This window comes from Blastococcus sp. SYSU DS0510 (assembly GCF_054050835.1).
On the sequence record NZ_JBJHAC010000001.1, the window covers coordinates 73,523 to 96,290 of the forward strand.

The window sequence follows — 22,768 nt, forward strand, 5'->3', positions numbered from 1 at the left end:
GCCTCCCCGAGGTGCGGGAGGTCTACCGGCGCTTCGCCGACGCCGCGACCTCACCGCTCCACGCGCACCTGGCCCGCGCCGTCAGCGGCTCCGACGCGGCGCTGCGCGCCCTCGACGCGGTGCCGGCACGGAGCCGCCGCCCGGCGCTGGTCCTCGCCGCGCTGCACGACCTCGCCCTCGCCGGACGCGCCCAGGCGCTCGCCGCCGCGTACGACGCCGGGGACGGCGACGCGGCCGCCGGTGCGGCGGTCGACGTCCTCGTGCGGACGACCGGCGCGGCGGTGGCGGCCGCCGCGCACCGCCGGATCAGGAGCGACGACGTCGGACGCTGCGCCGTCCTGCACCCCGTGGTCGCCGAGGCCGCCTGGCGGGCGGCGGCCGACGCGGTCGGGCTGGTCGACGTCGGCTGCGCGGCCGGCTTCGGCCTCCGGGTCGACCGCGTCGCGATCGGCTACGGCGACGGGCCGTGGCTGGGTGAACCGGCCTCCCCCGTGCGACTGCGGGTACGGGTCGTGGGTGACCGGCCGGTTCCCCACCGGGCGGTGCCCGAGGTCGTCGCCCGGGTCGGCGTCGACCCCGATCCCCTCGACGTCACCGACCCCCACGACACCCGGTGGCTGCGTGCCTGCCTGCCGCCGGACGACCGGGAGGCGCGCGCACACCTGGACGCCGCGATCGCGCTGACCGCCGGCGCCCCGCCCCTGCTGCTCCGGGGGAACCCGGTCGACCTGCTGCCCGAGGCCCTGGCGCGCGTGCCCGCCGGCGCGCTCCCCGTCGTCACCACGACGTGGGCGCTGTCGCGCCTCCCGCCGGAGGGCCGCCGGCGCTTCGTGCACCGCCTCGAGGAGGCGGCCGGCCGGGCGGTGGCCTGGGTGTCGGCCGAGGGGGTCGGGGTCGCGCCCGGCATCCCGACCCTCGGTGACCGCCCCGCCTCCGGGCACAGCATCCTCGGCCTGGCACTGCTCGACGGCGCGACCCGGCAGGCCGAGGCCCTCGGCCGGTGCTGGTCGCGCGGCCGGCTGCTGTCGTGGCCGGCCGGTGGCTAGGCGGTCGCGAGCTCGCGCAGCCGCTGGCTGATGACGCCGGTGATCCCGTCGCCGCGCATGCTCACCCCGTAGAGGGCGTCCGCGATCTCCATCGTCCGCTTCTGGTGCGTGATGATGATCAGCTGCGACGTCGACCGGAGCTGCTCCACGAGCACCAGCAGCCGGCCGAGGTTGACGTCGTCGAGCGCCGCCTCGACCTCGTCGAGCACGTAGAAGGGCGAGGGGCGGGCGCGGAAGATCGCCACGAGCATCGCGACCGCCGTCAGCGACCGCTCCCCGCCCGAGAGCAGCGACAGCCGCTTGACCTTCTTGCCCGGCGGCCGCGCCTCCACCTCGACGCCGGTCGTGAGCATGTTTTCCGGGTCGGTGAGCACCAGCCGCCCCGAGCCGCCCGGGAAGAGGGTGGCGAAGACCTGCTCGAACTCGCGCGCGACGTCGGCGAACGCCGCGGCGAAGACGTCGTGGATGCGGCCGTCGACCTCGCGCACGACGGTCAGCAGGTCCTTGCGGGTGGTCTTGAGGTCCTCGAGCTGGGTGGCGAGGAAGGTGTGGCGCTCCTCCAGCGCCGCGAACTCCTCGAGGGCCAGCGGGTTCACCTTGCCCAGCGTCGCGAGGTCGCGCTCGGCCCGGGCCACCCGCCGCTCCTGGACGGCGCGGTCGTAGGGCACCGGGTCCGGTGCCGGCTCCCCCGCCGCCTCGGCCTCGGCCACCTGCTGCGGCGAGGGCGGCACGGCCGCGGCGGGCCCGTACTCGCCGATCAGCGTGGGCAGGTCGACGCCGAATTCCTCGGCGGCCCGGGTCTCCAGCGACTCGATGCGGTAGCGCTGCTCGGTGCGCGCCACCTCGTCGCGGTGCACCTCGTCGGTCAGCCGGTCGAGCTCCGCGGTCGCCGCACGCACCCGGCTGCGCACCTCCAGCAGCTCGGCCTCGGCACCGCTGCGCGACGTCGCCAGCGCATCCCGCTCCGCCGCCGCGCGGGTCAGCGAGCGCTCCAGGGCAGCGCTCGCCACCCCGGCGTCCCGCCGCACCGCGTCGGCGACCGCGGCCCCCCGCTGGCGGGCGACCCGGGCCGCCGCGGCGCGCTCGCGGGCCGCCCGCTCCTGCCGCGCCTGCCGGCGCAGCGACTCGGCCCGGCCCTGCAGCGCCCGCGCCCGCTCCTCGGCGGTGCGGACGGCGAGACGGGCCTCGGTCTCGGCCTGCCGGGCGGCGGCCACCTCGACGCGCAGCCGGTCGCGCTCCTCCGTCGGCGGCTCCTCCTCGACGGGCGCGGCCCCGGCGTCGGCGAGCTGCTGCTCCAGGCGGGTCAGCGAGCCCTGCGCCTGCTCCAGGGCCTGCTCGGCCCGCACCCGCGCGGCCAGCGACCGCTCGGCCTCCGAGGCGGCGGAGCGCGCCGCGGCGCCGAGCTCGGCCAGCGCCGCCGCCTCGGCGGAGCGGGTGCGGTCGGCGGCCTGGCGCACGGCCAGCGCCTCCTCGACCGCGGCCGAGCGCGCCCGGGCCTCCTGCCGTGCCGCGGCCAGCTGGTCGGCGAGCTCGGCCGCCCGGGCCGACGCGGCGGCGAGCTTGGTCCCGGCCTCGTCCACGCGGGCCCGCAGCTCGAGGTTCGACGGCGCGTCGGTCTGCCCGCCCAGCGCCCAGTCCGCGCCGAGCAGGTCGCCGGTGGCGGTGACCGCCCGCACCCGGGGGTGGGTGCGCACGAGGGCGACGGCCGCGTCCAGGTCGGGTACGAGCGCCACCCGCTCGAGCGCGCGGGCCAGGGCCGGGCGCAGCGCCTCGGGGGCGCGCACGGCGTCCAGGGCCCACCGCGCGCCGGCCGGCAGCTCCGGCCAGCCGTCCCGCGGGACCGGCGGCAGTCCCCCGGTCACCAGCAGCCCGGCCCGCCCGCCGTCGGTCCGCGTCAGGTGGTCCAGCGCCGCGGCGGCCTCGGCGACGCCCGCGACGACGACGGCCTCCGCCATCCCGCCCAGCGCCGCCGCGACGGCGACCTCGTCACCGGGGGCGACGGCGAGCTGCTCGGTCACCGGGCCCAGGACGCCCGGCAGCCCGGCACCGAGCACCGCGGCCGCGCCGTCGGCCGGCGTGAGCCCGAGGGCCAGGGCGTCGCGGCGGGCCTGCCAGGACGCGCGGTCGCGCTCGGCGGCACGCTCGGCCTCGGCCAGCTCGGTCACCCGGCGGGCGGCGGCGGTGTGCGCGGCGACGGCGTCCTCGTGCGCGGCGACCAGCGCGAGGTCGGTGTCCTCCTGGCCGGCGACCTGCCCGCGCCGATCGGCCAGCCGGTCGGCGGCGGTCTCGGCGCGGTCGGCGGCCTCGGCGGCGGCGACGGAGAGCCGCTCGATCTCCGCCTCGCCGGCGTGCACCCGGGACCGAGCGGCCGCGACCTGCCCGGAGAGCCGGGCCAGGCCCTCGCGGCGGTCGGCGAGCGCGCGGGCGGCGGCGACCCAGGCCTTCTCGGCGGCGGCGAGCGCCGTCTCCAGCTCCGCCCGGCCGGCCACGACCGCGGCGAGGCGCTCCCGCTCGGCCGCCAGCCCGGCGGCCAGCTCGGCCTCGGTGGCGGCCACCCGGTCGGCCTCGGCGTCGAGCTGGTCGGGGTCGCGCCCGGTGGCGGCGGAGGGGGCCGCGGCGGAGAGGTGCCGGTGTCGCTCGGCGGCGAGCTGGGCGACGCTCCGGAACCGCTCCCCGAGCGCGGAGAGCCGGTACCACGTGTCCGAGGCGGCCTGCAGCCGCGGTGCGCTCGCCGCGAGCGCGCTCTCCAGCTCGCCCTCCCGGCGGGAGACGGCGGAGAGCTCGCGCTCGACGACGGCGCGCCGCTGGCGGGCCGCGGTCTCGTCGGCGACGTCCCGGTCGAGGGCGTCGCGCAGCTGCACCAGGTCGTCGGCGAGCAGCCGGAGCCGGGCGTCGCGCAGGTCGGCCTGCACGCCGGCGGCCCGCCGGGCGACCTCGGCCTGCCGGCCCAGCGGCTTGAGCTGGCGCCGCAGCTCGGCGGTGAGGTCGGCCAGCCGGTCGAGGTTGGCCTGCATCCCGTCGAGCTTGCGGAGCGCCTTCTCCTTGCGCTTGCGGTGCTTGAGGACGCCGGCGGCCTCCTCGATGAACGCGCGCCGGTCCTCGGGGCGGCCGGAGAGCACCGCGTCCAGCTGTCCCTGGCCGACGATGACGTGCATCTCGCGGCCGATGCCGGAGTCGCTGAGCAGCTCCTGGACGTCGAGCAGCCGCACCTTGTCGCCGTTGATCTCGTACTCGCTCTCGCCGGAGCGGTACATGCGGCGGGTGATCGACACCTCGGTGTACTCGATCGGCAGCGCTCCGTCGGCGTTGTCGATCGTGAGCGTCACCTCGGCCCGGCCGAGCGCCGGGCGGCCGGCGGTGCCGGCGAAGATCACGTCCTCCATCTTGCCGCCCCGCAGGCTCTTCGCGCCCTGCTCGCCGAGGACCCAGGAGATGGCGTCGACGACGTTGGACTTGCCCGACCCGTTGGGGCCGACGACGGCGGTGATGCCGGGCTCCAGCCGGAGCGTGGTGGCGGACGCGAAGGACTTGAAGCCCTTGAGCGTCAGGCTGGAGAGGTGCACGGGACGTGGACTCTAGCCCGTATCTCCGCAGGACAGGGGGGCCGCGGGGCCGGTGGTGCGCCTGTGGACGATCGGTTCAGGATGCGGCCCCCTTCCGGGCACCGCCCCGAGCGTGCGAGGGGTGGGGAGAAGGAAGTCCTTCTTCAGGCGAGCGCGGGCTCGGCGGTGTCGCCCGCCAGCGAGAGCAGCTCGTGCGCGATGGCGGCGTCGCGCTGGGCACGCAGCTCGGCGAGCTCGTGCTCGAGCCGCTGCACCCGGGCCCGCAGGGCGGCGTTCTCCTCGGCTACCCGGAGTTCCACGGGGGTGACGACCGAACCGAACAGGGCCTTGGCCATGGCTGTGACGGCCTTTCGAGAGAGCGAGAGGGTGTGCCCGGCGCCCCGGTGGACGGTCGGCGCGGGCTGGATGTTCCCAGGGTGACAGCCCCCGACACGCAGGTCAACGGCGCGGGGGCAGGGCTCCCGTGTCGGGGGATGTCGTCTTCGTCACGCCGTGGTGAAGCCCGACATCCCCCGCGCCGGCCCGGTGCGGACGTCGACGTCGGTCACCCGCCCCGGGGCGTCCGGCCCGTCGAGGGCGGCGACGAGGTCGCGCACGGCCTGCTCGGGGCCCTCGGCGACGACCTCGACCCGGCCGTCCGGCAGGTTGCGCGCGACCCCGGCGAGGCCGGCCTCGCGCGCCAGCCCGCGCACGAACCAGCGGTAGCCGACGCCCTGGACGCGGCCGGAGACCAGCACCTCGACCCGGACGGTCACGCCCGTCGCGCTCTCGGCCGGGGCTGGCACGCGGGGCAGCTGTAGCTCGAGCGGTTCATGAACGACTCCCGGCGGATGGGGGTCCCGCAGCGGGGGCAGGGCCGGTCCTCCTGCCCGTAGACGGCGAGGAAGCGGGAGAAGTAGCCGCTCTGCCCGTTGACGTCGACGTAGAGGGAGTCGAACGAGGTGCCGCCCTGCGCGAGGGCCTCCCCGAGCACGTCGCGCACGCCGTCGAGCAGGTCGGCCACCTGGGCCCGGGTGAGCCGGTCGGTGGGGCGGGCGCCGTGCAGGCGCGCCCGCCACAGCGCCTCGTCGGCGTAGATGTTGCCCACCCCGCCGATGAGCGTCTGGTCCAGCAGGGCGCGCTTCACCTCGGTGCGGCGCCGGCGCAGCGCGGCGGTGAACGCGTCGACGTCGAAGGAGCCGTCCAGCGGGTCGATGGCGATGTGCGCCAGCCGCGGCGGCACCCCGCCGTCCGCCGGCGCGTCCTCGACCGCCAGGCCCCCGAAGGTGCGCTGGTCGACGAAGCGCAGCTCGCGGCCGCGGTCGGTGAAGGTGAAGCGGGCCCGCAGGTGGGTCTCGTCGGGCGCCGACGGCTTCTCGACGAGGAGCTGCCCGCTCATGCCGAGGTGGCCGACCAGCGCCCGGCCCGAGGGGGTCCCGTCCGCCTCGGCCAGCGGCAGCCACAGGTACTTCCCGCGGCGGTGCGCGGCGGTGAAGGTGCGGCCGGTGATCGCCTGCACGAAGTGGTCGGCGCCCTCCAGGTGCCGGCGGACGGCCCGCGGGTGGTGCACCTCGACGGCGGCCACGGTCCGCCCGGTCACCCACTGGTCCAGACCCCGGCGCACCACCTCGACCTCGGGCAGCTCGGGCACCGGCCTACTCCTCCGACAGCGAGCGCCAGGCGGCCTCGGCGGCCTCCTGCTCGGCGGCCTTCTTCGTGCGGCCCGTGCCCTCCCCGCGGACGGTCCCGGCCAGCAGCACCGCGGCGCGGAAGGTCTTGGCGTGGTCGGGACCGTCGTCGTCCACCTGGTAGACCGGCGCGCCCAGCCCCTGCGCCGCACCGAGCTCCTGCAGGCTCGTCTTCCAGTCCAGGCCGGCGCCCCGGGTGGCCGACTCGACCAGCAGCGGGTCGAACAGCCGGTGCACGATCGCCGCGGCGGTGTCCAGCCCGCAGCCCAGGTGCAGCGCCCCGATGAGGGCCTCGAGCGCGTCGGCGAGGATCGAGTCCTTCTCGCGGCCGCCGGTGGTCTCCTCGCCGCGGCCGAGCAGCAGGTGCGGGCCGAGCCCGCCGTCGCCCAGCCGCCGGGCGACCCGGGCCAGCGAGGTCATGTTCACCACGGAGGCACGCAGCTTGGCCAGCTGGCCCTCGGGGAGGTCCGGCTGGCTGCGGTAGAGCTCGTCGGTGACCACCAGCCCGAGCACCGAGTCGCCGAGGAACTCCAGGCGCTCGTTGGTCGGGAGACCGCCGTTCTCGTAGGCGAAGGACCGGTGGGTCAGCGCCAGCGGCAGCAGGCCCCCGGGCAGCGCGACGCCGAGGGCGTCGAACAGCCAGGTGGCTGCCCGCTCGGCGTGCTCGGCGCCGCCCGGAGGCGCCGCGGGGACGCGACCGTCCACGGCATCCCGGTCAGGATGCGGAGCGGCGGCCGGCGTCCCCATGGCGGTACGGGTGCGGGAGGTCAGACCGACAGGACCTGGCGGCCGTCGTACTGCCCGCAGGTGGGGCACGCCTGGTGCGGGGGCTTGAGCTCACCGCAGGCGCGGTTGGGGCACGGCGACAGGGTCGGCGCGGTGGCCTTCCACTGCGACCGGCGCATGCGGGTGTTGGCCCGCGACATCTTCCGCTTCGGAACGGCCACGTCAGTTCTCCTCTGGGGTGGTGGATTCGCCGGGGGTGCCCGGCGAGGAAGCGAATCGCTCCGCGAGGGCCGCCCACCGGGGGTCGGTCACCTCGTGGGTGTGGTCCTCGGGCAGGTCGTCGACCCGCTGGCCGCAGCCGACGCACAGGCCGCCGCAGTCCTCGGTGCAGACCGGCGAGAGCGGCAGGCTCAGGACGATGGTGTCCCGCGCCAGGGGCTCGAGGTCGAGGAAGTCCCCCTCGACCCGGCGCACCTCGTCCTCCTCGCTGGTGGCCTCGGTGGTGCTGCCCGCGTAGGCGTACAGCTCCTGGACGTCCAGCGTGAGGGTGTCCTCGAGCGGCTCGAGGCAGCGGGCGCACGAGCCGACGACGGGGACCTCCAGGTCACCGGAGACCAGCACGCCCTCCATGACCGACTCCAGCCGCAGCTGCAGGTGCACCTCGGCGCCGCCCGGGACGCGGATCAGCTCCAGCCCCCAGCCCTCGGGGGCCGGTGCCGTGCGGTCCAGCTCGTGCAGGCTCCCCGGGCGTCGGCCGAGCTCGCGCAGGTCGACCTTCCAGGGGTTGGCCGAGGGGCGCCGGTCCTCGGGGGAGGCGGCGCCGGGGCGGTTCGGGGAAGCGGCAGGCATGTCAGTACTCGCGGTCGGGTGCGGGAGGGGTGGGCGACCGGGCGGGAGCCGACGGTCGGGCCGGTGGTCGAGACTACCCGATCGCCACCGCCCGCCGAGGTGAGGGACTGGAACGGCTGCCGTCCAGGGGCTCGCCCCGAGCGTGCGAGGGGTGGGGAGGACGGCGGTCCTTCTAGCCGTCTCGCAGGGTGCTGCGGGCCTTGTCCACCGAGCGGAGCATGCGTTCCAGGGTCGCCCCGAACTCGGCGAGCCGGGTGTCGACGTACTCGTCGACCTCCGCCCGCATCCGCGCTGCCTCGGCGTGCGACTGCTCGCCGAGCTCGTCGGCGCGGGTGACCGCGGAGCGGTAGACCTCGGTCTCGGTGATGAGCCGCTCGTGCTCGGCCTGGGCCTCGGCGAGGAGGGCGGCCCGGTGCTGCCGGCCGTCGGCGACGAGAGCCTCGGCCTCGGCCTCGGCCTCCAGCAGGATCTGCTCGGCGTCGGCCTGGGCCTGGGCCAGGAGCTCGTCGCGCTGCCGCCGGGCCGTGCCGACGATCTCGTCCCGCTGGCGTCGGGCCTGCACGAGGAGCTGCTCGCTGTCCGCGCGGGTCCGCCCGGTGAGGCGCTCGGCCTCGGCCTGGGCCTGCTGCAGGATCTCGGTCCGCTGCTCGACGATCGCGCCGGCGGCCTGCACGTCCTCGGGCAGCGACTCCCGCAGGTCGTCGAGCAGGTCGAGCACGAGGTCGCGGGGCACCATGCAGGAGCTCGACATCGGCACGCTGCGGGCGTTCTCGATGACCGTGGTGAGCTCGTCCACCGTCTCGTAGAGCCGGTAGACCACCTCGGTGGTGTGGCCGCGCCCGGGCCGGGTCACGAGCGCCCCTCCCGGGCCCGCTCGCGCAGCCGGTCGTCGACGGCCTTGGGCACCAGCCGGGAGACGTCCCCGCCGAACGTGGCGATCTGCTTGACCAGACTCGAGGAGAGGTGCCCCACCTGCGGGGCGGTCGGCACGAACAGCGTCTCGACGGCGGCCAGCTCGCGGTTCATCTGCGCCATCTGCAACTCGTACTCGAAGTCGCTGACCGCCCGCAGCCCCTTGACGATCACCGGGATGTCGTGGCTGCGGCAGTAGTCGACCAGCAGCCCCTGGAAGCTGTCCACGCGCACGTTGGGGAGGTCGGCGACCGCATCCCGGAGCAGGTCCATCCGCTCGTCGACGGAGAAGAGCCCCGCCTTGCCCGGGTTCACCAGCACCGCCACGACCAGTTCGTCGTAGAGCCCGGCGGCCCGGTTGATGACGTCGACGTGCCCGTTGGTCACCGGGTCGAAGGAACCTGGGCAGACGGCACGCCTCACGGACGCCGACCGTACCGGAGCACGGCCTCGCCGTAGCGCCGCTCGCGCAGACCGTGCAGGGGTGTCGGCCACTCCCACGCCCGCTCCCGGCTGGGCCGCTCGACCACGACGACCCCGCCGGGGGCCAGCCACTCCCCCGCGACCAGGGCCCGGAGCACCTCGTGGACCTCCTCTGCCGGCGTCTCGTAGGGCGGGTCGGCGAGGACGACGTCGAACGCCTGCGGCGCCGGCCCGGCGACGACGGCGGGCACGGAGCCGGCGACCACCCGCCCCCCGGGCAGCCCGATCGCCGCCAGGTTGGCCCGCAGCACGGGCAGCACCCTCGGGCCCTGCTCGACGAAGACCGCGGTGGCCGCGCCGCGGGAGAGCGCCTCCAGGCCCAGGGCACCGGAGCCCGCGTAGAGGTCGAGGACCGCAGCCCCCTCCAGGTCGACCAGCGAGCCCAGGGAGTTGAAGAGCGCCCCGCGCGCCTTGTCCCCGGTGGGCCGGACACCCGTCTGCGGGACGGTGAGCCGCCGGCCGCCGGCCAGCCCCGCGATGATCCTGGTCACGCCTTCTCGAGCCACTCGGCGCGCTCGTCGCTGGCCAGGGCCGCGACCTCGGCGGCGAGCCCCGGGTGGTCGGCGAGGCCGCGCTCGGTCGCCAGCAGCGCCGTCGCCTCCGCCCGCGCCTCGGCGATGAGCTCCTCGTCCGCCAGGAGGGAGAGCAGCTTGATGGTCGAGCGGCGGCCGGACTGCGCGGCGCCGAGGACGTCGCCCTCCCGCCGGGTCTCCAGGTCCAGGCGGGCGAGCTCGAAGCCGTCGGAGGTCGAGGCGACCGCGGCCAGCCGCTGCCCGGTCGGCGACGACGTCGGGGCGTCGCTGACCAGCAGGCACAGCCCGGCGTGCTTCCCGCGGGCGACGCGGCCGCGCAGCTGGTGCAGCTGGCTGACGCCGAAGCGGTCGGCGTCCATCACGACCATGACCGTGGCGTTGGGCACGTCGACCCCGACCTCGACCACGGTGGTCGCCACCAGCACGTCGGTCTCCCCCGCGGCGAAGGCGCGCATGACGCCGTCCTTCTCCTCGGGGGTCATGCGCCCGTGCAGCACGTCCAGCCGCAGGCCGGCCAGCGGACCGGCGCGCAGCGCCTCGGCGACGTCGAGGACGGCGAGCGGGGGCCGGCGGTCGCTGCGCCCCTCCTCCTCGGGCGGCGCGCCGTCGGCGTCCCCGGGCTGGTCGTCGGCGCCGGGGACGTCACCGATCCGGGGGCAGACCACGTAGGCCTGCCGGCCGGCGGCGACCTCCTCGCGCAGCCGCGCCCAGGCCCGGTCGAGCCAGCCGGGCTTCTCCACGACCGGCACCACCGAGCTGGCGACGCCGCCACGCCCGCTGGGCAGCTGCCGCAGCGTGGAGATCTCCAGGTCGCCGTAGACGGTCATGGCGACGGTGCGCGGGATGGGCGTCGCCGTCATGACGAGCACGTGCGGGGGCCGGCTCCCCTTGGCCCGCAGCGCGTCGCGCTGCTCGACGCCGAAGCGGTGCTGCTCGTCGACGACGACGAGGCCGAGGTCGGCGAACTCCACGCCTTCCTGCAGCAGCGCGTGCGTGCCGACGACGATGCCGGCCCGCCCCTCGGCCACCTCGGCGCGGGCCTCGCGGCGCGCCGCGGCCTTGAGCGAGCCGGTGAGCAGGGTGACGCGGGTGCCGGCGGGGTCGCCGTCGATCTCCCCGGCACGGCCGAGCGGGCCGAGCAGGGCCCGGATGCCGCGGGCGTGCTGGGCGGCGAGCACCTCGGTGGGCGCGAGCAGTGCGGCCTGGCCCCCGGCGTCCACCACCTGCGCCATCGCGCGGAGGGCGACGACGGTCTTGCCCGACCCCACCTCGCCCTGGAGGAGCCGGTGCATCGGCTGGTCGCGGTCCAGCTCGGCGGCCAGCTCCTCCCCCACGGCCCGCTGGCCGTCGGTGAGCGCGAACGGCAGGGCGGCGTCGACGGCGTCGAGCAGCCCGCCGGCCTTGCGAGGACGGGCGGTGCCCGGCTCCAGCGCGGCGGCCCGGCGCCGGGCGGCGAGGGTGAGCTGCAGGGTGAGCGCCTCGTCCCACTTCAGCCGGTGCTCGGCGCGCTCGACGTCCTGGCTGGTGGTGGGGCGGTGGATGTCGAGCAGCGCCGCCGGCAGCGACAGCAGGCCGTGCCGGGCGCGGATCTCGTCGGGCAGCGGGTCGGTGACCAGGTCGGCGAGGTTGCCCGCCCCGCCGAGCAGCAGCTTGACCGACTTCTGGATCACCCAGCTCGAGACGTCCTTGCTCGCCGGGTAGATCGGCACCAGCTCGCGAGCCCAGTCGTCGTCGTCATCGTCGCCGCTGAGCAGGTGCATGTCGGGGTGGGTGAACTGCAGCTTGCCCTGGTAGGTGCCGACGGTGCCGGCGAACATGCCCCACACCCCGGGCGCCAGGCGGGCGTGCCGGTGGCTGAAGAAGACCAGCTTCATGGTGCTGGCGCCGTCGCCCACGGTGACCTCGGTGAGGGTGCCGCGGCGTTGCCGCATCGGCCGGGTGCTGACCGTCTTCACCTGGGCGAGCACCGTCACCCGGTCGCCGGGCTGCAGGTCGTCGAGCCGGGCCATCTCGCCGCGCCGGGCGTAGCGGCGCGGGTAGTGGCGCAGCAGGTGGCGCACCGTGTGCAGGCCCAGCTGCTCGGCCATCCCGGTGGCGGTCTTCGGCCCGAGCACCTTCGCCAGCGGGGTCTCCAGCGTCACCGCCACGTCACTCGACCCCGATCTGCAGGGGTAGCGAGCCGGGGCCGCCGCCGTACCGCACCACCTCGACGGTCGGGTGCGCCGACGAGAGGTGGGCGCAGACCGCGTCGCCGAGCACCTCGTCGGGGCCGACGACCAGGGTGGCCATCTCCCCGCCCGCGGAGAGCAGCCGGTCCAGCAGGTCGCAGGCGACGGCGGCGAGCTCGGCGCCGATGACGACGACGTCACCCTCCGCGGAGCCGAGCACGTCACCGGGGTGGCAGCGACCCGCGGAGGTGAGCGCCTCCTGGTCGGCGACGGAGAGCTCGGCCCACCGGGTCGCGGCGGCGGCCTCGGCCATGGCGATGACGTCGTCGCCGAAGCGCCGCTGCGGATCGGCGACGGCCACCGCGGCCAGCCCCTGCACCGGCGAGCGGGTGGGCACCACGGCGACCTCCCGGCCGGCCTCCCGCGCCCGCTCGGCCGCCAGGGAGGCGACGGCGTGCAGGCCGGCGTCGTTCGGGAGGACCACCACCTCCTGGGCGGCGGCCGCGACGATCTGGTCGTAGACCTCGTCCTCGGTGATCCCGCCGACGTCGCAGACGACGACGCGGACCCCCTCGGCGCGGAAGAGCTCGGCCAGCCCGTCGCTGTGCACCGCCGCGACGACCGCCCGCACGCCGTGCACCGGCGCCGCCGGGGGCACCGGCGCCAGCGGGCTGACCGTGATGCGGTGCGGGCGGCCCGCCTCGATGCCCGCCTCGATGGCGGCGCCGACGTCGGAGACGTGCACGTGGACGTTCCACTCCCGGCCGGTCGAGGTGTCGACGCCCACGATGACGAGGCTGTCGCCGAGCTCGGCCAGCCGCTCGTGGAGGCGGGCGACCGACCCCTCGTCGGCGTCGGCGAGGAGGTACTGCACCTCGCTGCCCGGCCCGGGCGGCGGCTGGTGCGGCGTGTGGAGGTGGTCGTGCGGGCCGTGCGTGCGGCGGGCCAGGGCCGGCCGCACCGGCTGGATGCCGGTGACCGTGCGCACGAGGGAGTCCAGGACGAGGGACAGCCCGGCGCCGCCGGCGTCGACGACGCCGGCCTCGCGCAGCGCGGCCAGCTGGTCGGGGGTGCCCTCCAGGGCGCGGTGGGCGCCGTCGGCGGCGGCCCCGACGACGTCGGCGAGCGCCGTGCGACCCGCGTCCACGGCGGCCACGGCGGCCTCCCCGGCGGCCCGGGCCACCGTGAGGAAGGTGCCCTCCTCGGGGTCGGCGACGGCGGTGTAGGCGCTCTCGGCGGCCTTGCGCAGCGCGGAGGCGAGGACCGGGCCGTCGGCCGGGGGCTGGTCGGCGAGCTGGTCGGCCAGCCCGCGCAGCAACTGGGCCAGGATGGTGCCGGAGTTGCCACGGGCGGAGAGCACCGCGCCGCGGGCCACGACGGCCCACGTCGACTCGCCGGGCGCCGCCTCGTCCAGCGCGGCCTGCGCGCCCTCGGCGGTGTGCAGGAGGTTGGTGCCGGTGTCCCCGTCGGGCACGGGGAAGACGTTGAGGTCGTCGAGCCGCCCCCGGAAGTCGGACAGCGCCTCGACCGCGGCGCGGCACCACTGACCGACCGCGGCGTCGTCCAGCGCCGTCAGCACGGGAGCAGGCTACCCACCGGCACCGACACCGCCCGGCTCCGCGAGCCCCGGGACCGCCCGCGCGGGCCCCGCCGGAGGGGGCTGCGGCATCCGCCGCGGAGAGCGGTTAGACTGCTGGACGGTCTTGATGCGGGTGCTGCCTTGCCCCGCCGTCTGTGAACGATTCTTCTGGGAGTGATCCACCGTGGCTGCCGTGTGCGATGTGTGTGGCAAGGGCCCCGGTTTCGGTATGTCGGTGTCGCACTCGCACCGCCGCACGCCGCGCCGTTGGAACCCGAACATCCAGTCCGTGCGGGCGCTGATCGCCCCCGGCAACCGTCGCCGGATCAACGCGTGCACCTCGTGCATCCGCGCCGGCAAGGTCGCCCGCGCGTGACGCAGGCCCCCTGAGGGGGCGCGAGACATCGAGGAGCCCCGGAGGTCACCGACCTCCGGGGCTCCTCGCGTGCGCGCCTCAGCCCCCGATGCCCCGCCCGCGCGCGGCGGTCACCACGAGGTCCACGACGGTCTCCACCGGGAACGCGGTCGCGTCCACCACCAGGTGGTAGAGGCGGGGATCGGCCGGGTCGCGGCGGTAGAAGTGCCGGACGTAGGCCTCGCGCGCGCGGTCGTTGGCCGCCATCTCCCGGGCCACCTCCTCGCGGGGCCGCCACGACCGGGCCACCGCCGCGGCCAGCCGCCGCTCCCGCGGCCCGTCCAGCCGGACGTGCAGCGCGTCGGCGCGGTCGGCCAGCACGACCATCGCGGCCCGGCCGAGCACCACGCCGCCGTCGCCGGCCGCGATCTCGGCCAGGATCCGCTCGGTCTGGTCGCGGTAGGCCCGCGTGTCGGGCAGCGGCGCCCCCGGCACCACCCCGCCCACCGGGTCGGGCATGGTGCCCAGCGACGCCACCAGCCGCCACAGCCCGCGCACCACCGTCTCGTCGTTGGCCTCGGCCTCCTCGAGCGGCACCCCCAGCCGCCCGGCCACCTGGGCGGGGATCGCGCGGTCGTGGAACGGCAGCCCGAGCCGCGCGGCGACCGCGGGCGCCACCTCCGCCCCCGCGGCGCCGTAGGGCGCCGAGATCGTCACGACGCCCACGTCGGCTCCTCCTCGTGCACGGGCAGCTCCTTGCCGAGGAAGACGGCCTCCGGCGAGCAGGCGTACACCCCGTAGCCGGGCACGGGCGCGTAGCCGAGCTCGAGGTAGAGCGCGACCGCCTCCGGCTGCCGCTGCCCGGTGTTGAGGACCACGGAGCGGTGCCCGGCACGGGCAGCCGAGGCCTCCAGCTCCGCCATCAGCACCTGGGCCAGCCGCCGCCGGCGGAACCCCGACGCGACGTAGACCCGCTTGATCTCCGCACCACCCGGCGGGTAGGCCCGCCACGCGCCGCACCCGGCCGGCTCCCCCGCCACCTCGGCGACCAGGAACAGCCCGGCCGGCGGCCGGAACTCCCCCGGGTCGACGACGGCCTCGTCGCGGCCGCCGTACCGCGTCACGTACTCCTGCTGCACCTGTTCCACCAGGAGCTGCGCCAGGGGGTCCTCGTAGGGCAGCGGCCGCAGGCGCACCGCCGCGCCGTCCCGCAGCACCCGCTCAGCCGAAGTGCGCATGCCCCGCCCTCTCCGCTCCCACGGCGGCCAGCACGTCGGCGGCCGTGACCCCGTCCACCCGCACGTCCGGCCCGCGCTTGCCCGGCCGCACCACCCCGATCTGCGTCCACCCCGCGGGCAGCGCCACCTTCCGCGGGAACGTGGCCAGCAGGGCGTGGTCCTCCCCGCCGGTGAGCACCCACGCCATCGGGTCCACCCCCAGCGCCGAGCCGACCTGCTGCAGCGGGCCCACCGGCTCCAGGCACGCCCGCACCAGCGCCGCGCGGTCCAGGTCGAGGACGACTCCGCTGGCCTCCGCGATGTGCCCGGCGTCGGCGAGCAGGCCGTCGCTCACGTCGCACATCGCGGTGGCGCCCGCATCGGCCGCCACCTGCCCGGCCGCGTACGGCGGCGTGGGGCGCCGGTGCGCCGACACCACCGCCAGCGGGCTGCTGAACCCGCGGCGCAGCACCGCCAGCCCGGCCGCCGACCACCCCAGCCGCCCGGCCAGCGCGACGACGTCCCCCGGCCGGGCGCCCGAGCGCAGCACCGGCGCCCGGCCACCGAGGTCGCCCAGGGCGGTCACCGACAGGACGACGGCGGTGCTGCCGGGGGCGGCCGCCACGGTGTCCCCGCCGACGACGGCGGCCCCCTGCGGTGCGCACTCGTCGGCCAGGCCGGTGGCGACCCCCTCGAGCCAGCTGGTGGGCGTCTCCGGCGGGCAGGCCAGCCCCACCACGAGCGCCGTCGTCCGGGCGCCCATCGCCGCGACGTCGGCCAGGTTGGCCGCGGCCGCCTTGTGCCCGATGTCCTCGGCCGAGGACCAGTCCCGCCGGAAGTGCCGGCCCTCCACCAGCACGTCGGTGGTGGCCACGACCCGGCGGTCCGGGGTGCGCACCACGGCGGCGTCGTCGCCGGGTCCGACCTCGGCGGCCGCCGCGGTGCCCGACCGGGCCAGCACCCGGGCGATGACGCCGAACTCGCCGACCACCCGCACGGTGTCGGCCGGATCGCCGCGCGGGACCAGGGGGCGGGGTCGGCTCATCGATGCTCTCCAGTCGCTGCGGTAGGTTGCCGACCAGTCCGCCAGCCGGCGGGGACGACGTCTCGGCACTGTTGCCGGAGGAAGGATCTCCCGTGGTCCACGCCTACATCCTCATCCAGACCGAAGTCGGCAAGGCGGCCCAGGTCGCCAAGACGATCAGCGAGATCAGCGGCGTCACGAAGGCCGAGGACGTCACCGGCCCGTACGACGTCATCGTGCGCGCCGAGGCCGACACCGTCGACGAGCTCGGCCGCCTCGTGGTCGCCCGGGTGCAGTCGGTCGACGGCATCACCCGGACGCTGACCTGCCCGGTCGTCAACATCTGAGCGCTCCCCCCGTGGACCCGCTCCGCCGGGCCGCGATCCTGATCACGGCGGTCACCCTCCCGGTGGTGATCGCGCTCGTCGTGCTGGTCAACCTGCGCGGCGGCGAGATCCCGCCGGACCCCGAGGGCCCGGCCGCCGTCGACGGGGTCACGCCGGTCCGCCCCGAGGACCTCCCGACGCTCGAACTCGACAGCCCGGAACTCGGCCCCGAGGCCGAGGAGTCCTGCACCGCGCTGATGAGCAACCTGCCGCTGGAGCTGGCCGGCGAGCCCTCGCGCCGGGTGCGCTCCGAACGCGCCAACGTCTACGCCTGGGGCGAGCCGCCCGTGGTGCTGACCTGCGGCGTCGAGCGGCCGGCCGGGTGGACCGTCGGAGCGTCCGCCATCCAGATCAACGGCGTGCAGTGGCACGTCGACACCAGCGACCCCGAGGCGACGGTGTGGACGGCGGTGGACCGCCCCGTCTACGTCGAGGTGCGGCTGCCCCCCGGCGTCGACAGCGCCCCCGTCACGGCGCTCACCGTGCCGCTGGCCGAGGCCCTCCCCTACCAGGAGCCCGCGCCCGGCCCCTGAGCGCCCGCGCCTGGTCACGCCGGCGGCAGCAGCGCCAGCTGCTCCTCGAGGACGGCGCCGACCTCCCGCACCGCCTCGGGGACCGACCCGGCCACGGACGTCACCGACACGCTGAACACGCCGTGCCAGCACCACGCGAACGCCGCCGGGTCGGTCAGCCCGGCGTCCGGCACGGGGGTCTCCACGGTGAGCAGGCGGCAGTTCGCCGGCAGCTCGGGCGGGTCCACGCTGAGGACGCCCCCGTACAGGTCGGCGTCGTTGCGGGCCAGGGCCTCGGCGTAGGCGCCGGCGCCGGCCCGCTGCTCGAACTGGTCGACGAACAGGCCGGTCATGGGGCCGGACTCCCGCCCCCAGAAGCGCTCCCACCCGTACCGGTAGCCGTAGTCGGCGAGCACCGCGAGCTCGCGCTCCGGGTCCGGCGCGTAGGCGGCGACGTCCTCCAGCCGCTTCTCGCCGGCCGGCGGATCGAGCTCGTCGTCGGGGAGCCGCGGCAGCCCGGAGGGCACCTCCTCGACGAGGAGCTCCTCCAGCTCCCCCGGTGCGGAGGGTCGGTCGGAGGCCGGGGCGGCGGTGGCGACGCCGTCGACCGCGCGCCCGCAGGCAGCGAGCAGCAAGACGGCCAGGAGGAGACCCGGGGCGATCCGGTGACCGGTGGCGCCTCCGCCACGGCCCGGCCGCCCGGTTCTCACCGGCCCGGCCGCGCGCCGCCGGCGAGCGCCCCGCTCACCAGGCGGTCCACCAGCTCGCCGAAGTCGACCCCGGTGGCGCCCCACATGCGGGCGAACATCGAGATCGGCGTGAACCCGGGCATGGTGTTGACCTCGTTGACGACCAGGCGGTCCGCGCCGTCGGGGCCGGCGCCGAGGAAGAAGTCGACGCGGGCCAGCCCGCGGCAGTCCAGCGCCAGGTAGGCGCGGCGCGCGGTGTCCTGGACGGCGGCGAGCTGCTCGGCGGTGAGGTCGGCCGGGATGTCGAACTCCGCGGCGTCGTCGAGGTACTTCGCGGCGAAGTCGTACCAGTCCACCCCCGGCCGCAGCCGGATCTCGGCGGGCAGGCTCGCCTCGGGCAGGCCCGAGCCGCGCGCGGCGAGCACGCCGCACTCGATCTCGCGGCCGGGGACGGCGGCCTCGACGATCACCTTCGGGTCCACCGCGGCGGCCGCCGCGACCGCCGCCGGGAACTGCGCCCAGTCGGTGACCTTGCTGATGCCGATGCTGGAGCCGGCGCGCGCGGGCTTCACGAAGACCGGCAGGCCGAGCCGCTCGCGCTGCGCCTCGGAGAGAAGGACGGGGTCCGCGCAGACCGCCCCGTGCCCGTCGCGCAGGACGACGTGGTCACCCTGGGGCAGGCCCGCCGCGGCGAGGAGCTTCTTGGTGAACTCCTTGTCCATGGAGGCGGCGCTGGCGAACACCCCCGAGCCCACGTACGGCAGCCCGGTCATCTCCAGCAGGCCCTGGACGGTGCCGTCCTCGCCGAAGGCCCCGTGCAGGACGGGGAAGACGACGTCGACCTCGGTGAGCGCCCGCCCGACCGCGGCGCCGGGCTCGAGGACGGCCAGTCCGCGGGCCTCGGGGTCGCCGACGAGGGAGACCGCCGTCCCCCCGGTGACCTCGGGCAGCGCGCCGTCGCTGAGCGCCAGCCGCTGGCCGGGGTCGGGCAGCACCCAGCGCCCGTCCTTCGCGATGCCGACCGGGACCACCTCGTAGCGCTCCGGGTCCAGCGCGGCCATGACGCTGCCGGCGGAGATGCAGGAGATGGCGTGCTCCTCGCTCCGCCCGCCGAAGACGACGGCCACACGCACCCTGCCCTGCTGTCCGCTCATCGACGCGACCCTAACCGAGGCCCCGACGCCGCCCCCGCCGCGACGTCGGTGCACGCGTCGGTCCGCCGGGCCGGGCGTGGTGTGGCAGCCTCGTCGCCGTGCCCGACGACCCAGCTCACCAGACCGCACCCGGGGCCGCGCGCACCACCGACGGGCCCCAGCACTCCCCAGGACTGCGCCTGGCCGGTGCGGCGGTGCACCTGTACACCGCCAGCGGCTCGGTGCTCGGCCTGCTCATCGTCCTCGCGGCCTTCGACGGCGCCGTGGAGACGGCCCTGTGGCTCATCCTCGCGACGCTGTTCATCGACGGCACCGACGGGATGCTGGCCCGGCGGTTCCGGGTCAAGGAGACGATCCCCTGGTTCGACGGCGCCCGGATGGACGACATCGTCGACTACCTGACCTACGTCTTCGCGCCGATCGTGCTGCTCTGGACGACCGACCGGCTGCCCGGCGGCGCGCTCGGCTGGGTCCTGGCCGCGCTGCCGCTGCTCGCCTCCTGCTACCAGTTCTGCCGGGTGGACGCGAAGACCGAGGACCACTACTTCCTCGGCTTCCCGAGCTACTGGAACGTGGTGGCCTTCTACGCGATCGTCCTGGACGTCGGCCCGACCGGCGTCGGCATCGCGCTCGCCGTCCTGACCGTCCTGGTGTTCGTGCCGGTCAAGTACGTCTACCCGTCGCGCACCAAGCTGCTGCGGGGGGTGAACCTGGGGCTGGCGGCGGTCTGGCTGGTCGCCTTCGCCGTCCTGATCGTCCAGTACCCCGACCCGCACCCGGTGGTCGTCGCGGTGAGCATGGTCTACCTCGCCTACTACTTCGGCGTGAGCATCTGGCTCACGGTGGCCGGCACCCGCCGCCGGTCCGCGTCAGCCGAGGGCGTCGAGCGCGCGGGATAGGTCGGCGACCAGGTCCGCGGTGTCCTCGATGCCGCAGGAGAGCCGCACGAAGCCCTCCGGGACGGCGTCCCCGCCCCACTGGGCCCGCCGGTCGATGGTGCTGTGCACCCCGCCGAAGCTGGTCGCCGCCGCCCACAGCCGGCTGGCGCCCAGCAGCCGGGCGACGGCGGCCTCGTCGGGCAGCTCGGCGGAGACGACGCCGTTGGGGCGCAGCATCTGCCGGGAGGCGAGGGCGAACGACGGGTCCTCCGGCCGCCACGGCCAGCGCAGACCGGTCACGGCCGGGTGCCCCGCGAGGAGCTCGGCGACCGCGGCCGCGTTCTCCGCCTGGCGGGCCAGCCGCAGGTCCAGGGTGCTCATCGAGCGGTGCCCGAGCCACGCCTCGAAGGGCCCCGGCGTGCTGCCGGTGCGGTCGCGGAAGCCCTTCACCGCCGCGTGCAGGGCGTCGTCGGCCACGGTCACGTGCCCGAGGAGGATGTCGCTGTGCCCGGTGAGCGCCTTGGTGTCGCTGCCGACGGTGAGGTCGGCGCCGAGCGCCAGGGGGCGCTGGCCCAGCGGGGTGGCGGTGGTGTTGTCGACGGCCACCAGCGCACCAGCCGCGTGCGCGGCTGCCGCGACCGCGGCGATGTCGCAGACGTCGAGCTGCGGGTTGCTCGGCGTCTCCAGCAGGACCATGCGGGCCCCGGCCAGGCCCCCCTCGGCGGCCACCCGCTCGATCTCCGGCGTCGGTACGTACCGCACCTCGACGCCGAACCGGGCCAGCTCCTCGGCGGCCAGCAGGCGGGTCGTGTAGTAGCCGTCCGACGGCAGGACGACGCGGTCACCGCTGCCGACGCAGGACAGCACCGCGGCGGTGAGCGCGGCCATCCCGGTGGCGAAGGAGAGGCAGCGGCCGCCGTCGAGCTCCCCGACGGCGTCCTCGAAGTGCCGGAGCGTCGGCTGCTCGGTCCGCGCGTACGCGTCGGCCCCGCCGGCGCGCGGCGGCCGGTCCCCGAGGTGGAAGGGTGCGGCGAAGACCGGCGAGGGCCGCAGCGGCGCGCCCGGGACCGCCGGGTCCTCCCCCGCCCGGACCGACCGGGTCCCGTCCCCGTGACCGCCCAGCTCGCTGCTCATTCGGGCTTCGCCTCCCGCGACATGATCTCCCGCACCATCTGCGCCGGCGCCTCGCCCTCGTGGCACACCCGGACGACGGCCTCGGTGATCGGGACGTCGATGCGGTGCGCTCGGGCGAGGTCGAGCACGGAGCGGCAGCTCTTCACGCCCTCGGCGGTCTGCCGGGTGCTCGCCTGCACCTCCTCGACGCTCATGCCCCGGCCGAGCTTCTCGCCGAAGGTGCGGTTGCGCGACAGCGGCGAGCTGCAGGTCGCCACCAGGTCGCCCAGCCCCGCCAGCCCCGCGAACGTGGTGAGCTCGGCGCCCAGCGCGAGTCCCAGCCGCGCCGTCTCGGCCAGCCCGCGGGTGATCAGCGAGGCGCGGGTGTTGTCGCCGAAGCCGAGCCCCTCGGCGATGCCGGCGGCCAGCGCGATGACGTTCTTGACCGCTCCGCCCAGCTCGCAGCCGACGACGTCCGGGTTCGTGTAGGGCCGGAAGTAGGGGGTGTGGCAGGCCGCCTGCAGGACCGCGGCCCGGTCCGGGTCCGAGCACGCGATGACCGTGGCCGCCGGCTGCTCCTCGGCGATCTCCCGGGCCAGGTTGGGGCCGGACAGCGCCGCGACCCTCCCCGCCCCGGAGCCGGTGATCTCGCAGATCACCTCGCTCATGCGCATGGTGCTGCCGAGCTCGATGCCCTTCATGAGCGACAGCAGCGTGGCGTCCGGCGGCAGCAGGCCGGACCAGGACGTGAGGTTGTCGCGCAGCGACTGCGAGGGGACCGCCAGCACGACGATCTCGGCGCCGTCGAGCGCCTCGGCCGGGTCGACGGTCGCCCGCAGCCGGTCGGGCAGGCGCACCCCCGGCAGGTAGTCGGGGTTCTCCCGGTGGTCGCAGATGGCCCGCACCAGCTCGGGCCGCCGCGCGTGCAGCCGCACCTCGCACCCGGCGTCGGTGAGCACCTTGGCGAACGTGGTGCCCCAGGAACCCGCACCGAGCACCGCCGCGCGCGTCACGCGGCGCTCCCCGCGGCGCCGCCGGGGCGCGAGCGCCGCGGACCGGGGTGGACGGCGGCCGGGGCCGGCTCCCCCCGGAGCTCGGCGAGCTGGTGGCGAACCCTCGTCATCATCAGGTCGGTCGTCTCCCGCAGCAGTGGGGCGTCCAGCGGCCGGCCGGCCCGGACCTCGGCGCGCAGGGCCGAGAGGTCGATCGGCTCGCCGACCAGGTAGTCGGCGGGCGTGCGCAGCCGCAGGTGCAGCTTCCTGGCGTGGTAGTCGTGCACCCGCTGCGGCCCCCACTGCGCCACCGGAACCACGACGGCGTCGGTGGTGAGCGCCAGGTACGCCGCGCCCGTGCGCGCCTGCATGGGCCACCACGCGGGGTCCCGCGTCACCGAGCCCTCGGGGTAGATCACCACGATGCTGCCGGCCTGCAGGTCGGCGCGCGCCGCGTCCAGCGAACCCCGGGCGGCCGACGAGTACCGGGCCACCGGGATCTGCCCCGCGGCCCGCAGGATCGTGCCCGCCGGCCCCTTGAAGACCGCCTCCTTGGCCAGGAAGTGCGGGATGCGCCCACGGTCGAACACCAGGCGGGCGCAGGCCAGCGGGTCGAGCACCGAGACGTGGTTGACCACGAGCAGGACCGGCCCGCGCACCGGGATGCGCTCGATGTGGTGGTAGCGCAGCCGGAACATCAGGGCGGAGACCGGGTAGATCACCAGGATGCACAGCCAGAGGTGGGACGAGATCCGCCCGCGGGTGCGCCACCGGCTCTCCGGCCGGCCACGCGCGTGCCCGGACGGGGTCGTGCCATGAGGGGACGCCTCTTCCGTCACCGACCCGCCTCCCTCTGGTGTGAGCCCGCCCATGATCGACCCGCCCCACCCGGCCCGGACCACCGGGTCCCGGTCCGGCGGGC

General features: G+C 76.4%; 25 protein-coding genes. 5 read left to right on the forward strand and 20 right to left on the reverse strand.

The window, feature by feature from the left end; all coding sequences use genetic code 11:
* Window positions 1-11: 11 nt before the first annotated feature.
* Window positions 12-1,046, forward strand: a complete 1,035-nt coding sequence (locus ACI79P_RS00400; protein ID WP_456579064.1) for a DUF2332 domain-containing protein — start codon at window positions 12-14, stop codon at window positions 1,044-1,046.
* Here ACI79P_RS00400 and smc read toward each other — a convergent pair.
* The 12 genes from smc to ACI79P_RS00460 all read right to left on the reverse strand — a co-directional run bounded on the left by smc (window position 1,043) and on the right by ACI79P_RS00460 (window position 13,526).
* Window positions 1,043-4,609: a chromosome segregation protein SMC gene (smc, locus tag ACI79P_RS00405; protein ID WP_456579065.1), complete on the reverse strand. Its 3,567-nt coding sequence runs from the start codon at window positions 4,607-4,609 to the stop codon at window positions 1,043-1,045. The two genes, ACI79P_RS00400 and smc, sit on opposite strands and share 4 nt — an antisense overlap.
* A gap of 143 nt (window positions 4,610-4,752) precedes the next feature.
* On the reverse strand, window positions 4,753-4,944 hold the full coding sequence (locus ACI79P_RS00410) for a hypothetical protein (RefSeq protein WP_091933638.1): 192 nt from the start codon (window positions 4,942-4,944) through the stop codon (window positions 4,753-4,755).
* Between the two features lie 150 nt (window positions 4,945-5,094).
* A complete protein-coding gene (locus tag ACI79P_RS00415) occupies window positions 5,095-5,364 on the reverse strand; it encodes an acylphosphatase (RefSeq protein WP_456579066.1) in 270 nt (89 codons plus the stop codon).
* A complete protein-coding gene (gene mutM / locus ACI79P_RS00420) occupies window positions 5,361-6,239 on the reverse strand; it encodes a bifunctional DNA-formamidopyrimidine glycosylase/DNA-(apurinic or apyrimidinic site) lyase (protein WP_456579067.1) in 879 nt (292 codons plus the stop codon). The genes ACI79P_RS00415 and mutM overlap by 4 nt, the downstream gene beginning before the upstream one ends.
* Window positions 6,240-6,243: 4 nt before the next feature.
* Entirely contained in the window at window positions 6,244-6,981 is a 738-nt protein-coding gene (gene rnc / locus ACI79P_RS00425) for a ribonuclease III (RefSeq protein ID WP_456579068.1), read from the reverse strand.
* Window positions 6,982-7,043: 62 nt separating this feature from the next.
* Window positions 7,044-7,223: a 50S ribosomal protein L32 gene (gene rpmF, locus ACI79P_RS00430; protein WP_014377519.1), complete on the reverse strand. Its 180-nt coding sequence runs from the start codon at window positions 7,221-7,223 to the stop codon at window positions 7,044-7,046.
* A gap of 1 nt (window position 7,224) precedes the next feature.
* Entirely contained in the window at window positions 7,225-7,851 is a 627-nt protein-coding gene (locus tag ACI79P_RS00435; protein WP_456579069.1) for a YceD family protein, read from the reverse strand.
* Window positions 7,852-8,023: 172 nt separating this feature from the next.
* The gene (locus tag ACI79P_RS00440; protein WP_456579070.1) at window positions 8,024-8,704 is read right to left on the reverse strand and encodes a hypothetical protein; all 681 of its coding nucleotides are present in this window, start codon (window positions 8,702-8,704) and stop codon (window positions 8,024-8,026) included.
* Complete coding sequence (coaD, locus tag ACI79P_RS00445; protein WP_456579071.1) at window positions 8,701-9,186, reverse strand: pantetheine-phosphate adenylyltransferase; 486 nt, start codon at window positions 9,184-9,186, stop codon at window positions 8,701-8,703. The genes ACI79P_RS00440 and coaD overlap by 4 nt, the downstream gene beginning before the upstream one ends.
* The gene (gene rsmD, locus ACI79P_RS00450) at window positions 9,183-9,737 is read right to left on the reverse strand and encodes a 16S rRNA (guanine(966)-N(2))-methyltransferase RsmD (RefSeq protein ID WP_456579072.1); all 555 of its coding nucleotides are present in this window, start codon (window positions 9,735-9,737) and stop codon (window positions 9,183-9,185) included. The genes coaD and rsmD overlap by 4 nt, the downstream gene beginning before the upstream one ends.
* The gene (recG, locus tag ACI79P_RS00455) at window positions 9,734-11,920 is read right to left on the reverse strand and encodes an ATP-dependent DNA helicase RecG (protein WP_456579073.1); all 2,187 of its coding nucleotides are present in this window, start codon (window positions 11,918-11,920) and stop codon (window positions 9,734-9,736) included. Before recG ends, rsmD begins: the two co-directional genes overlap by 4 nt.
* Window positions 11,921-11,927: 7 nt before the next feature.
* On the reverse strand, window positions 11,928-13,526 hold the full coding sequence (locus ACI79P_RS00460; RefSeq protein ID WP_456579074.1) for a DAK2 domain-containing protein: 1,599 nt from the start codon (window positions 13,524-13,526) through the stop codon (window positions 11,928-11,930).
* Between the two features lie 193 nt (window positions 13,527-13,719).
* On the opposite strand from ACI79P_RS00460, the gene rpmB reads away from it, so the two are divergent.
* On the forward strand, window positions 13,720-13,902 hold the full coding sequence (gene rpmB / locus ACI79P_RS00465; RefSeq protein WP_454970731.1) for a 50S ribosomal protein L28: 183 nt from the start codon (window positions 13,720-13,722) through the stop codon (window positions 13,900-13,902).
* A gap of 78 nt (window positions 13,903-13,980) precedes the next feature.
* Here the strand turns inward: rpmB and ACI79P_RS00470 are convergent, their stop codons facing one another.
* Genes ACI79P_RS00470 through ACI79P_RS00480 form a run of 3 tightly spaced genes read right to left on the reverse strand, consistent with a single transcriptional unit; the run spans window position 13,981 to window position 16,143 of the window.
* Entirely contained in the window at window positions 13,981-14,607 is a 627-nt protein-coding gene (locus ACI79P_RS00470) for a cytidylate kinase-like family protein (RefSeq protein ID WP_456579075.1), read from the reverse strand.
* On the reverse strand, window positions 14,595-15,119 hold the full coding sequence (locus ACI79P_RS00475) for a GNAT family N-acetyltransferase (protein WP_456579076.1): 525 nt from the start codon (window positions 15,117-15,119) through the stop codon (window positions 14,595-14,597). The genes ACI79P_RS00470 and ACI79P_RS00475 overlap by 13 nt, the downstream gene beginning before the upstream one ends.
* Window positions 15,103-16,143: a thiamine-phosphate kinase gene (locus ACI79P_RS00480; protein ID WP_456579077.1), complete on the reverse strand. Its 1,041-nt coding sequence runs from the start codon at window positions 16,141-16,143 to the stop codon at window positions 15,103-15,105. Before ACI79P_RS00480 ends, ACI79P_RS00475 begins: the two co-directional genes overlap by 17 nt.
* Before the next feature lie 92 nt (window positions 16,144-16,235).
* Here ACI79P_RS00480 and ACI79P_RS00485 point away from each other — a divergent pair, with 92 nt between their 5' ends.
* A complete protein-coding gene (locus tag ACI79P_RS00485; protein ID WP_236824589.1) occupies window positions 16,236-16,469 on the forward strand; it encodes an Lrp/AsnC ligand binding domain-containing protein in 234 nt (77 codons plus the stop codon).
* Window positions 16,470-16,480: 11 nt separating this feature from the next.
* On the forward strand, window positions 16,481-17,041 hold the full coding sequence (locus ACI79P_RS00490; protein WP_456579078.1) for a DUF3515 domain-containing protein: 561 nt from the start codon (window positions 16,481-16,483) through the stop codon (window positions 17,039-17,041).
* Window positions 17,042-17,055: 14 nt separating this feature from the next.
* Here the strand turns inward: ACI79P_RS00490 and ACI79P_RS00495 are convergent, their stop codons facing one another.
* Together ACI79P_RS00495 and ACI79P_RS00500 are read right to left on the reverse strand one after the other, a co-directional pair.
* Window positions 17,056-17,655 carry a hypothetical protein gene (locus tag ACI79P_RS00495; protein WP_456579079.1) on the reverse strand — a complete coding sequence of 200 codons (600 nt, stop codon included), beginning with the start codon at window positions 17,653-17,655 and terminating at the stop codon, window positions 17,056-17,058.
* Window positions 17,656-17,726: 71 nt separating this feature from the next.
* Window positions 17,727-18,863, reverse strand: coding sequence for a D-alanine--D-alanine ligase family protein (locus tag ACI79P_RS00500; protein WP_456579080.1), 1,137 nt, complete (start codon window positions 18,861-18,863; stop codon window positions 17,727-17,729).
* Window positions 18,864-18,961: 98 nt separating this feature from the next.
* On the opposite strand from ACI79P_RS00500, the gene ACI79P_RS00505 reads away from it, so the two are divergent.
* Window positions 18,962-19,762, forward strand: coding sequence for a CDP-alcohol phosphatidyltransferase family protein (locus tag ACI79P_RS00505; RefSeq protein WP_456579081.1), 801 nt, complete (start codon window positions 18,962-18,964; stop codon window positions 19,760-19,762).
* Here the strand turns inward: ACI79P_RS00505 and ACI79P_RS00510 are convergent.
* The 3 genes from ACI79P_RS00510 to ACI79P_RS00520 are packed head-to-tail and all read right to left on the reverse strand — an operon-like array spanning window position 19,733 to window position 22,685.
* A complete protein-coding gene (locus ACI79P_RS00510) occupies window positions 19,733-20,875 on the reverse strand; it encodes a cystathionine gamma-lyase (RefSeq protein WP_456579082.1) in 1,143 nt (380 codons plus the stop codon). The genes ACI79P_RS00505 and ACI79P_RS00510 overlap by 30 nt on opposite strands.
* Window positions 20,872-21,867, reverse strand: a complete 996-nt coding sequence (locus ACI79P_RS00515; protein ID WP_456579083.1) for an NAD(P)H-dependent glycerol-3-phosphate dehydrogenase — start codon at window positions 21,865-21,867, stop codon at window positions 20,872-20,874. Before ACI79P_RS00515 ends, ACI79P_RS00510 begins: the two co-directional genes overlap by 4 nt.
* Entirely contained in the window at window positions 21,864-22,685 is an 822-nt protein-coding gene (locus ACI79P_RS00520) for a lysophospholipid acyltransferase family protein (protein WP_456579084.1), read from the reverse strand. Before ACI79P_RS00520 ends, ACI79P_RS00515 begins: the two co-directional genes overlap by 4 nt.
* Window positions 22,686-22,768: the final 83 nt, after the last annotated feature.

Bases quoted from the DNA above. Each gene is read 5' to 3' on its own strand.
- ACI79P_RS00410 (WP_091933638.1), bottom strand. From the start codon at position 4,944: ATGGCCAAGGCCCTGTTCGGTTCGGTCGTCACCCCCGTGGAACTCCGG.
- ACI79P_RS00435 (WP_456579069.1), bottom strand. From the start codon at position 7,851: ATGCCTGCCGCTTCCCCGAACCGCCCCGGCGCCGCCTCCCCCGAGGAC.
- ACI79P_RS00475 (WP_456579076.1), bottom strand. From the start codon at position 15,119: ATGCGCACTTCGGCTGAGCGGGTGCTGCGGGACGGCGCGGCGGTGCGC.
- ACI79P_RS00480 (WP_456579077.1), bottom strand. From the start codon at position 16,143: ATGAGCCGACCCCGCCCCCTGGTCCCGCGCGGCGATCCGGCCGACACC.
- ACI79P_RS00500 (WP_456579080.1), bottom strand. From the start codon at position 18,863: ATGAGCGGACAGCAGGGCAGGGTGCGTGTGGCCGTCGTCTTCGGCGGG.
- ACI79P_RS00510 (WP_456579082.1), bottom strand. From the start codon at position 20,875: ATGAGCAGCGAGCTGGGCGGTCACGGGGACGGGACCCGGTCGGTCCGG.